The sequence below is a fragment of the SAR86 cluster bacterium genome, assembly GCA_023703615.1.
In the GTDB taxonomy this organism is placed as follows: Bacteria; Pseudomonadota; Gammaproteobacteria; order Magnimaribacterales; family D2472; genus MED-G85.
This window is the reverse complement of record CP097971.1, coordinates 753,129-764,208: the sequence shown is the minus strand read 5'-3', so window position 1 is coordinate 764,208 and position 11,080 is coordinate 753,129. Positions and strand designations below refer to the sequence as shown.

Annotated in this window: 10 protein-coding genes and 3 tRNA genes; 12 read left to right on the top strand and 1 reads right to left on the bottom strand. The window is 31.2% G+C overall.

Annotation, left to right across the window (positions count from 1 at the left end):
- Positions 1 to 5: 5 nt before the first annotated feature.
- Complete coding sequence (locus tag M9C80_03950) at positions 6 to 353, top strand: DUF4389 domain-containing protein (GenBank protein URQ69099.1); 348 nt, start codon at positions 6 to 8, stop codon at positions 351 to 353.
- Here the strand turns inward: M9C80_03950 and M9C80_03945 are convergent, their stop codons facing one another.
- The gene (locus tag M9C80_03945) at positions 354 to 1,196 is read right to left on the bottom strand and encodes a bifunctional 5,10-methylene-tetrahydrofolate dehydrogenase/5,10-methylene-tetrahydrofolate cyclohydrolase (GenBank protein URQ69098.1); all 843 of its coding nucleotides are present in this window, start codon (positions 1,194 to 1,196) and stop codon (positions 354 to 356) included.
- A 79-nt stretch (positions 1,197 to 1,275) separates the two neighbouring features.
- Between M9C80_03945 and M9C80_03940 the strand changes: the two genes are divergently transcribed.
- The 11 genes from M9C80_03940 to M9C80_03890 all read left to right on the top strand — a co-directional run bounded on the left by M9C80_03940 (position 1,276) and on the right by M9C80_03890 (position 11,080).
- Positions 1,276 to 1,352, top strand: a tRNA-Pro gene (locus M9C80_03940).
- Between the two features lie 3 nt (positions 1,353 to 1,355).
- Positions 1,356 to 1,432, top strand: a tRNA-Arg gene (locus M9C80_03935).
- A 20-nt stretch (positions 1,433 to 1,452) separates the two neighbouring features.
- On the top strand, positions 1,453 to 2,367 hold the full coding sequence (locus M9C80_03930; protein URQ69097.1) for a rhodanese-related sulfurtransferase: 915 nt from the start codon (positions 1,453 to 1,455) through the stop codon (positions 2,365 to 2,367).
- 9 nt (positions 2,368 to 2,376) lie between these two features.
- On the top strand, positions 2,377 to 3,018 hold the full coding sequence (locus M9C80_03925) for a glutathione S-transferase N-terminal domain-containing protein (protein ID URQ69096.1): 642 nt from the start codon (positions 2,377 to 2,379) through the stop codon (positions 3,016 to 3,018).
- 53 nt (positions 3,019 to 3,071) lie between these two features.
- A tRNA-His gene (locus tag M9C80_03920) sits at positions 3,072 to 3,148 on the top strand.
- A 28-nt stretch (positions 3,149 to 3,176) separates the two neighbouring features.
- On the top strand, positions 3,177 to 4,472 hold the full coding sequence (gene tig / locus M9C80_03915) for a trigger factor (GenBank protein ID URQ69095.1): 1,296 nt from the start codon (positions 3,177 to 3,179) through the stop codon (positions 4,470 to 4,472).
- Between the two features lie 7 nt (positions 4,473 to 4,479).
- The gene (clpP, locus tag M9C80_03910; protein ID URQ69094.1) at positions 4,480 to 5,085 is read left to right on the top strand and encodes an ATP-dependent Clp endopeptidase proteolytic subunit ClpP; all 606 of its coding nucleotides are present in this window, start codon (positions 4,480 to 4,482) and stop codon (positions 5,083 to 5,085) included.
- A complete protein-coding gene (gene clpX / locus M9C80_03905) occupies positions 5,085 to 6,341 on the top strand; it encodes an ATP-dependent Clp protease ATP-binding subunit ClpX (protein ID URQ69093.1) in 1,257 nt (418 codons plus the stop codon). Before clpP ends, clpX begins: the two co-directional genes overlap by 1 nt.
- A 30-nt stretch (positions 6,342 to 6,371) precedes the next feature.
- Positions 6,372 to 8,780, top strand: a complete 2,409-nt coding sequence (gene lon, locus M9C80_03900) for an endopeptidase La (protein URQ69092.1) — start codon at positions 6,372 to 6,374, stop codon at positions 8,778 to 8,780.
- Between the two features lie 86 nt (positions 8,781 to 8,866).
- Positions 8,867 to 9,145 (top strand): HU family DNA-binding protein, encoded by a 279-nt coding sequence (locus M9C80_03895; protein ID URQ69091.1) that lies wholly within the window; start codon positions 8,867 to 8,869, stop codon positions 9,143 to 9,145.
- Positions 9,146 to 9,205: 60 nt separating this feature from the next.
- Positions 9,206 to 11,080 (top strand): SurA N-terminal domain-containing protein, encoded by a 1,875-nt coding sequence (locus M9C80_03890; protein ID URQ69090.1) that lies wholly within the window; start codon positions 9,206 to 9,208, stop codon positions 11,078 to 11,080.

The following is an 11,080-nucleotide window of genomic DNA, read 5'->3' as shown; positions in this document are numbered from 1 at the left end:
AAAAGATGAGTAATATTAATAAAGAAGAAATTCTTAAAGGAAGTAAATGGGTAAGATTTATATTTATGCTTGGATATGCCTTTGTTATAAATTTTGCTTTAACTATTTGTATTGGATTAGCTTTCATACAATTTTTATTTTATTTACTTACATCAAAAACAAATCAGTCATTATCAAATTTCAATGAAAATATTATTGAATTTTTTAAGGATACTTTAGCTTTTCTACTTTTTTCAACTGAGGAAAAACCATTTCCATTTAAAAATAATACTTTATCCGATGATTTAGATGAGTCAGACGTTGAAGAAAGTAATGAGTCAGCTGATGCAATAGAAGAAGACAAAAAAGAGTAATTATTCTTTAATAGTTTTTTTTGCGGATTCCATTGTTTGAAGTATTAGAGTATTGATTGTCATCGGGCCAACACCACCTGGAACTGGTGTATATGCAATTGCATTATCTTCAATACCATCTAGATCGATATCACCACACATTTCAGGATGAAATCCTGCATCAATAACTACACTACCTTTTTTAATCCAATCAGATTTAATAAATCTTGGGATACCCACAGCACCCACAATTAAATCAGCATTTTTTATTATATCTTCAATATTTTTTGTTCTAGAATGGCATATGGTTACTGTTGCATTTAAGTTAAGTAGCATCATTGCCATTGGTTTGCCAAGAATTGGACTTCTGCCTACTACAACAGCATTCATACCCTCAATTTTAAGCTCATATTCTTTTATCAATCTTATTATTCCAGCTGGGGTGCATGATCCATATGCAGGCAGACCCATTGACATATTGCCAAAACCGAGACAAGTAACCCCATCAACATCTTTTTCTATACTAATTTCGTCAAAACACTTTCTTTCATCTATTTGAGAAGGAACTGGGTGCTGAAGAAGGATTCCATGAACTTTATCATCATTATTTAACTTTTTTATAGTTTTTAAAAGTTCATCTGTTGATGTATTTTCTGGAAGCTCTATAGCTATTGAATCCATACCAACACGCTTACAAGTGTTTCTCTTCATTTTGACATAAGTTTCAGATGCAGGATCACTACCAACAAGTATTGTTGCTAGTGTAGGCTTAATACCTTTTGAAATAAGATCACGCACTTCTTTTTCAATATAAACCTCTGTTTTTTTTGAGAGTTCTTTTCCGTCAAGTACTTTAGCTTTCATTTTATTATTATCTCATTAAAAAATATTTATGCACATCAAGTTTGATTATTTATTATTTAAACCTTAATATTTGCATCCACGGGGTATAGCGCAGTCTGGTAGCGCACTCGCTTTGGGAGCGAGTGGTCGTAAGTTCGAATCTTACTACCCCGACCATGTGCGCCTGTAGCTCAGCTGGATAGAGCAACTGCCTTCTAAGCAGTGGGTCAGGAGTTCGAATCTCTTCAGGCGCGCCATTTTAATATAAAATGTATTTATGTTTAAAGTTGCAGCATTATATAAATTTCACTCTATTGAAAATCCTTTAAGTGTTCGACATATGCTTAAAAGTAATTTAGATAATAATTTAGTAACAGGAACTATTCTAATTGGTAAAGAAGGGTTGAATGGAACAATCTCAGCATCAATAAAGGATATGAAAAAGGCAATATCTATTATCAAAAGCATCAAAGGATTCGATGACATTAATATTAAATATTCCAAATCAAAGATTAAACCGTTTACAAGATTAAAAGTTAAAACTAAAGAAGAAATAGTTACGATTGGGGATAAGAAATTAGATCCAAGCATAAATTCTGGTATTTATGTTGAACCAAAAGATTGGAATAGTTTTATAGCTAAAGATGATGTTCTTCTTATTGATACAAGAAACAATTATGAATACTCGATCGGCACTTTTAAGAACTCTATAAACCCTAGAACAAATAATTTTAGGGAATTTCCTAATTGGGTAAAAAATCAAAAATTTTCAAATAAAGATAAAAAAACAAAAAAAGTAGCTATGTTTTGCACTGGCGGGATTAGGTGTGAAAAAGCAACATCTTATATGAAAAAAGAAGGATTTAAGAATGTCTTTCATTTAAAAGGAGGCGTTCTTAAATATTTTGAAGACATTACCACTGATCAAAGCAAGTGGATTGGTGAATGCTTTGTTTTTGATGACAGAGTATCGCTAGATCATAATCTTGACGAGGGTTCTTATGATATGTGTCATGGATGCAGAATGCCTATTACAAAACAAGATAAAGAATCAAAATACTTTATTAAAGGAGTCTCATGTCCAGCATGTTTTGCATCTAAAACTGATGAACAAAAATCTAGATATATGAGTAGACAAAAACAAATTGATCTTGCAAAAAGTAGAAATGAAAGTCACATTGGACCTAAATAATTAAGTAACATGAAATTACCAATATTATATTCATTCAAGAGATGTCCTTATGCTATGAGAGCAAGAATGGCATTTTATCTTTCAAATTTAAAATGTGAGATTCGTGAAGTTAGTCTAAGAAATAAACCAAAAGAAATGATCAGAATATCTCCAAAAGCAACCGTACCGGTTTTGGATAACAATAATGAAGTTCTTGATGAAAGCATGGACATAATTAATTGGATTATTAAAAAAAATAATCCCTTTATAGTTAAGCACAGTAATGTTGATCAAAGCTTTGTAGAATCAACTATTAATTTGTTTGATAAAAAGTTTAAATTTCATTTAGATAGATATAAGTATGCAACTAGGTATAAAAATGAGGATCCTATTAATCACAGAAATAGCTGCCTTAAAATATTAGTTAATCTAGAAAATAAATCTAAATACGAGCCCTGGTTCTATGGAGCGCATATTGATAAAATCGATATAAGCATCCTTCCATTTATTCGTCAATTTAGAATAGCTGATGAACAATGGTTTGATTCTCTAAATTCAATACCAAATATTCAAAAATGGCTTATCTTTTTTTTAGATTCTGATATTTTTAAAAACATTATGATTTCTCTCAAACCATGGGCAAAAAAAGATCAACCCATTATTTTTCCGTAATTAAATAAAAATAAATTATTTTATAATTTTAATCTATAATGTCTCGATTCATGGCGGGCGTAGCTCAGTTGGTTAGAGCGCTGGATTGTGGCTCCGGAGGCCGTGGGTTCGAACCCCATCGCTCGCCCCATATGAACTATTATTTATGGATATAAAAAATGAGTAGCAAAGTAAAAAAATTAAAAAATCTTGAAAGAAAACTAACTGTATCCATCCCGGTTAATGAATACGATTCAAGGTTTGATTCAAAACTAAATAATGTCAAATCAAAAGCAAAGCTAGACGGGTTTAGAAAAGGTAAAGTCCCTAACGATGTTCTTAAAAAACAATATGGAGCCTCTATTCACGCTGATGTGATTAATGAGCTCATTCAAGCATCATATCCTGAAGCTATAAATGAAAATAAGCTTAGGCCTGCTGCTTCACCAACAATTTCACTTGAAAATGAAGATTCTACAAAACCGATTGTATATTCAGCAGTAATAGAAGTTTTTCCAGACATTAAAGTTAAATTTAGCAGATGGAAAAATTACGAAGATTTTAAAATTGATATAGAAGACAACGATATTGATCTAGCAATTGAAGATATTCTAAAAAGATATGGGAATTGGAAAGATGTTAAACGTTCAGCAAAAAAAGATGATCAAGTAATTATAGATTTTACTGGCACAATTAATGGTGAAGATTTTGAAGGAAACTCTGCAAAAGACTTTAAGCTTGTTCTTGGAAGTAATTCAATGATACCCGGTTTTGAGGATGCAATAATTGGAAAAAAAATCTCTGAATTTAAAATAAAAACTGTATTTCCTGATGACTATTTTAAAAAAGATTTAGCCGGAGTTAGTGCTGAGTTTGCTATTAATTTAAAAAATGTTCAACAACTCGAAATAGCAAAATTAAATAAAGATTTGTATGAAAAACTTGGAATGGATGTTAAAGATAAAAAAGCATTTAAAGTTGAAATTCATAAAAGAATGAAAAAAGAAGTTAAAGTTCAAGAAAAAGACTTAACAAAAGAATCTGTATATGAGCTTTTATTAAAAACTAATGTATTTGATGTTCCAAAAGTTACCGTTAAAGAGCAAGCAGATCTTATGAGAAAAGATGCTTTGATGCGCATTGGTCATTCTGAGGAAAATGCAGGCGAAGATCTTTTTCCAATTGACACCTTCATGGAAAATGCTGAAAAAAGAGTTAAGTTAGATTTGTTGTTTGCTGAATTAATAAAACATTATGAGATAAAAGTTGATAAAGAAAAAATAGATATATTTATTGAAAAAGAATCAAAGAAATATAAAGATGCTAATCAGTTCAAACAATGGATCTCTACTCAACCACAACAAATGGAACAATTTAGGATGATCATTTTAGAAGAGCAATTACTTGAAAAATTACAAAATGCACTCAAATCTAAGGATAAGATGATAAAATTTTCAGAATTAGCTAAAAAATAAATTAACAATGAGTAATATAAATTCAGCACTAATACCTATGGTCATCGAACAAACTCCGCGCGGAGAGAGATCTTTTGACATTTACTCAAGACTTCTAAAAGAAAGAGTTATATTTTTATCTGGAGCAATTGATGATTACATTTCTAATGTGGTCGTGGCCCAATTATTGTTTTTAGAATCTGAAAATCCTGAAAAAGATGTTTCTATATACATTAATTCACCAGGAGGAAGTATTTCTGCTGGATTGGCAATATATGACACTATGCAGTTTATTACCCCGTCAATTTCTACTTTGTGCATTGGACAAGCTGCAAGCATGGGTGCTTTGCTTTTAGCAGGAGGTGATAAAGGTAAAAGATTTGCATTACCAAATTCAAGAATAATGATCCATCAACCATTAGGTGGATTTCAAGGTCAAGCCTCTGATTTTGAGATACATGCAAAAGAGATATTGCATATGAAAAAAGTTGTCAATGAGATTTTATCTAACCATACCGGCCAATCATTAAAGAAAGTAGAAAAAGATACGGATAGAGATAATTTTTTAGATGCTGAATCCGCAAAAACATATGGTATTGTTGATAAAATTTTAAATGAAAGAGGAACAAAATAATGGCAAGTGAACTTAATTCAGATAAATTAAATTGTTCTTTTTGTGGCAAAGTTCAAGATGATGTCAAAAAATTAATAGCAGGACCAAATGTATACATTTGCAATGAATGTGTTGATTTATGTAATGACATTATCGAAGAGGAAATTAAAAATGATGAAGATAGACCGTTAGAAGAATTACCATCACCTTCAGAAATTTTTGCAAAATTGGATGAATATGTAATTGGACAGGATAAAGCTAAAAAGGTTTTATCTGTTGCCGTATATAATCATTACAAAAGACTAAAAAGATCAAGTTCAAAAGATTCAGTTGAATTACAAAAAAGTAACGTTCTCCTATTAGGTCCAACTGGTAGTGGAAAAACTCTTCTTGCTCAAACAATGGCAAGAATTCTTAATGTGCCATTTACAATAGCCGATGCTACTACCTTGACTGAAGCTGGATATGTTGGTGAGGATGTTGAAAACATTATCCAAAAACTCTTGCAAAAAGCTGACTATGATCCAGATAAAGCTCAGCTTGGAATTGTTTACATTGATGAGATAGATAAAATCGCAAGAAAATCTGATAACCCATCAATTACAAGAGATGTTTCTGGTGAAGGTGTTCAACAGGCTTTATTAAAGTTAATTGAAGGAACAGTTGCTTCCATTCCGCCCCAGGGTGGAAGAAAGCATCCTCAACAAGAGTTTATCCAAATAGATACTTCAAATATTTTATTCATTTGTGGAGGAGCTTTTTCAGGTTTAGATAAGGTCATTGACCAAAGAAAAAGTAATATCGGTATTGGTTTTGGTGCTGAAGTTGGTAAGAAGTCAAACGTATTATCTATTACAAACAGTATAGATGATCTTCAACCTCAAGATCTTGTAAAATTTGGTTTAATTCCTGAGTTTGTTGGAAGGCTTCCAGTTATATCAAATCTTCACGAATTAGATGAAAATGCATTAGTTAGAATTTTAAAAGAACCAAAAAATGCTCTTGTGAATCAATATAAGTATTTATTTGAAATTGATGATGTAGAATTAATTTTTAGAGATGAAGCGCTTGAATCAATTGCTAAGAAAGCTATTAAAAGAAAAACAGGCGCAAGAGGTCTTAGATCAATTATGGAAGAGTTACTCATGGAAACAATGTTTGACTTGCCAAATAAAGATCTAGAAAAAGTAATTGTAGATGAGAATAGTATCGCATCTAGTTCTGAACCTATTAAACTATTAAAATCAAAGAATAAAAAAAGCTCTTCTGCTAATTGATTTTTTAGTAATAGTCCTTAAGTAAAAGTTATGAAAGATATAAAGGTAGATTTGCCAATAATACCCCTTAGAGATGTTGTGGTATTTCCTGGCATTGTTACAACGCTTTTTGTTGGTCGTCCTAAATCTGTTGAAGCTTTAAATGCAGCTATGTCATCTAATAAAAAACTTGTTCTTGTTAGTCAAATAGATCCTTCAGTTGAAGATCCAAATTTTTCAGATATTTACAAATCAGCATCAATCAGTAATTTACTTCAATTAATTAAATTACCTGACGGAACTATGAAAGTTCTTGTAGAGGGTTTTAAAAGATGCAATATAGAAAATGTTGTAGAAAAAGATTCTTATTCAATTGCAAGAGTAATTGAACTAAATGATGTACCCCTAAAAGATCAGGACTCAGTAAATCTTGTTCGCTTAATCAAAGCCAAATTTGAAGACTATATTAATGTTACTAAACGCATTCCTCCAGAAATAGTTTCGACAGTAGATTCCTTAGATGATCTTTCAAGACTATCAGATACTATTGCAAGTCATCTTCCGCTTGAAACATCAAAAAAACAAGAAATTTTGGAAGCTATCGATTTAAAAGCCAAGTCTGAAATGATACTAACTATTTTAGAATCTCATTTAGATGTGGTAGATGTTGAGAAAAAAATTAGAGGTAGAGTTAAAAAACAAATGGAAAAGTCACAACGTGAATACTATCTCAATGAACAAATAAAAGCAGCACAAAAAGAATTAGGTGAGATTGGAGAAGAGCCAGATGAACTAGATTCGCTAGAAGAAAAAATTAACACCTCAGGCATGCCAAAAGACGCTTTAAAAAAAGCAAAAAGTGAGCTCTCAAAGTTCAAGCACATGTCTCCATCTAGTGCTGAAGCTTCTGTAGTTAGATCTTACCTTGATTGTCTTATTGAAGTGCCATGGAAGAAAAAATCTAAAGTTAAATCTGATATTCAAGCATCCCTAGATATATTAGAGGAAGATCATTATGGTCTTGAAGAAGTTAAAGAAAGAATAATTGAGTACCTTGCTGTTCAAAAGAGAGTAAAAGCTATGAAAGCGCCTGTATTGTGTTTAGTAGGACCTCCAGGAGTAGGTAAAACATCTCTAGGAGAATCTATAGCAAGAGCAACAAATAGAAAGTTTATAAGAATGTCTCTTGGTGGTGTCAGAGATGAATCTGAAATAAGAGGACATAGAAGAACTTACATTGGATCTATGCCTGGAAAAATTATTCAAAAACTTTCAAAAGTAGGAGTTAAAAATCCATTATTTTTACTGGATGAGATTGATAAAATAGGAATGGATCATCGAGGTGACCCCGCTGCGGCTCTTCTTGAGGTCCTTGATCCAGAGCAAAACAATACATTCAGCGACCATTATTTAGAAGTTGACTATGATTTATCAGAGGTTATGTTCGTATGTACTGCAAATAGTCTTAATATTCCAACACCCTTACTAGATAGAATGGAGATTATTAGAATTCCTGGTTATATTGAAGACGAAAAACTTAACATTGCTCAAAAGTATTTATTACCAAAACAAATTGAAAGAAATGGCCTTAAAAGTAATGAGTTAAATATAAAAAAAGAAGTTTTATTATCTCTCATAAGATATTACACAAGAGAAGCTGGCGTTCGGGGACTGGAAAGACAAATAGCAAAAATTCTTAGAAAAGTTGTCAAAGATAGATTATTAAAAAAAGCAGTCTCAAAAAAAGTTACTAACATATCTAATAAAAATCTTGATAAATATTCTGGCGTTAAAAAATTTAAATATGGAATAGCTGAAAAAGATAATGCTATTGGACAAGTAACTGGTTTGGCTTGGACTGAAGTTGGCGGCGAATTATTAACCATTGAAGCTTCAAATATAAAAGGTAAAGGAAGGATTATAAAAACAGGTTCCCTTGGTGATGTAATGCAGGAATCTATTCAAGCTGCTTTAACTGTTGTTAGGTCAAGATCAGACTCCCTTGGTATAGATTCAGATTTTTATGAGAAATATGACGTTCATATTCATGTCCCAGAGGGTGCTACACCAAAAGATGGACCAAGTGCTGGAGGTGCAATGGCAATTTCATTGATCTCAGTATTTACTGGAATTCCAGTGAGAGCAGATACTGCAATGACTGGAGAAATAACACTTAGAGGACAAATTTTGAAAATTGGTGGTTTAAAAGAAAAGTTACTTGCAGCAAAAAGAGGCGGTATCAAGAATGTTATTATTCCAAAAGAAAATATGCCTGACCTCCAAGAAATTCCAAAACAAATTACTGATTCACTTGAGATAAAACCTGTTGAATGGATTGATGAGATTATTAACTTTGCATTAACAGATGAACCAACACCGCTGCTTAAAAATCAAAAACTAGCTAAAAGTAAAAATGCTAGTAAAAAATCAACAAAGTCCTCTGACAAACAAACTCACTAAAACCTTTATTTGCTTGACTTTTCAACGTAAAAAGCTTTTCATAGAGAAGTATTTATTAAATAAAATTACATTGAGGAGTATTTAATATGAATAAATCAGATTTAGTTGATTCAGTTGCAAGTGATGCAGATATTTCAAAAGCTTCAGCAGCGAGAGCGGTTGATGCAGTTTTGGGTGGTATTGGTGATGCGCTAGGAACTGGCGATTCAGTATCATTAGTTGGTTTTGGTACCTTTTCTGTAAGACACAGAGCAGCAAGGGAGGGTAGAAATCCTCAAACAGGAGCTGCTATGCATATTGCTGCATCAAAAGTACCTGGATTTAAAGCTGGTAAAGGCCTTAAAGATAAGGTTAAAAACGGCTAACTTTAGTTAACTCTTAAAAAGGGTGCTTACGCACCCTTTTTTTATTTTATAATATGCACCATGCTTGAATCAGTAAGAAATTTTTTAACCGGACCAAGACTTGTTTTTATTATTGCAATTTGTGCATTACCATTCGTCTTTCTTGGTACATCATCCTTAACTACTGTTTTTAGTGGCAGTATTGGGACTATTAACGGTGAAGAAGTAACTGAATGGGACTTTCAAAATGCATCTGCAAAAGTTAGTCAAAATCTTCAAGATAGATTTGGAGAAGATTTTGACATAAATCTTTTAGGTGAAGAATTTCAATTAGGCCAAATTCGTCAAGAACTTATAGCTGAAAAAGTATTGCTTGCTGAGGCAAGGTCTATTGGATTAATTAATAAAGAGTCTATAAAAAATGCCAAAAAATTTATTGTCACAAATCAAATGTTCTTTGACGAAAACGGTATGTTTGATGAAGGCATATATGGAGCAAGAGTTAATGCGATGGGCCACACTAAAGAAACCTATATTGATCTTGTAACAAAATTGTTGGCATCACAAGAGTATAGAATTGCATTAGGCTCTCTTGATTTTACATTTGAAAATGAATTAAGAGATCTTGCAATACTTCTTGAGAAGCAAGTTGACTTAGATTTTATAAAAATTGATTTTGATTTACTTTCCAAAAGCATTGATCTTACCTCTGATCAAATTAAGGAATTTTATGTAAACAACCAATCTCAATTTTTCTCAGATGAAAAACGATCAATAAAATATTTTATTTTAAATTCTAATGATTATGAAGATAAAGTAACCATACCTAATAATTATATTGATGAAGCCTATCAAAACTATCTTTCAAATATGGGTAATAATATTCAAAAAAGAATTTCTCACATAATGATTGATAAAAATAATTATTCAAATGAATCAGAAGCTTTTGAAATAATAAAAAAGGTTGAAAATGAAATTATTAATGGAACAGATTTCGAATCATTAGTATCAAAATATACAGAAGACATAGTTACAAAAGATACAGGAGGGGACTTAGATTATTTTTCAGCAGATATATTTCCTGAAGAATTTGCAAGTGCTCTTGAAAGCGTTCAATTAAATGAAACATCCGCAATCGTAGAAATTGAAACCTCATTTCATATTTTAAAAGTTACAGAAGTGCTTGAACAAGAAATTAAGTCTTATGATCAAATGAAAGAAACACTGAGCTCCGAACTAATTGCTGCTGAATCCCTTGCACTGATGAATGATGATCTTGTTTTGTTAGATGATATGTCTACCGGTAACATAACAATTGATCAAGCTAGCTTAGATTTAGATAAAAAAATACAGTCGTACGAAAATTTTTCTTTATCTGATTTTCAGTTTGAATTAAACGACCCAAGAATAGATGAATTTATTTTTTCAACAAATAATATTAATAAATTAGGAATCATAGACTTCGAAGATAAAATTTTAGTTTTAACTACAACTCAAATTACAGAGTCTAAGCTTATGGATTATGACCAGGTGGAAGACAAGGCTAGAGATCTATTAGCTTTATCAATTGCTGAAAATGAAATTATAAATATTACAAATAAGTTATCTGAATTAAAGATTGAAGAAAAAGAATTTGCTTATATTGAAGAAAATGATTTTATTACTAATGATTCATATGTAAATGTAAAAAGATATGCATCTCTCATGCCTGCTGAAATCTTAGAGGAAGTATTTAAAAATACTGATGGAGCTACAGTGTATTTAGATTCTAACAACAAAGATAAATATATTATTGATATTAAAAAGTTTAATGATGCCACTTATGAGGAAATAGAATCTGCAATTGAAAACTATAGAACGTTTTCATCAGAAAGATATTTTGATTCAATTGCGTCTATTATTGACGAAGATTTATTTAAAAATGCAGTTGTTAATATTAATTTAGATGGTTTTTAA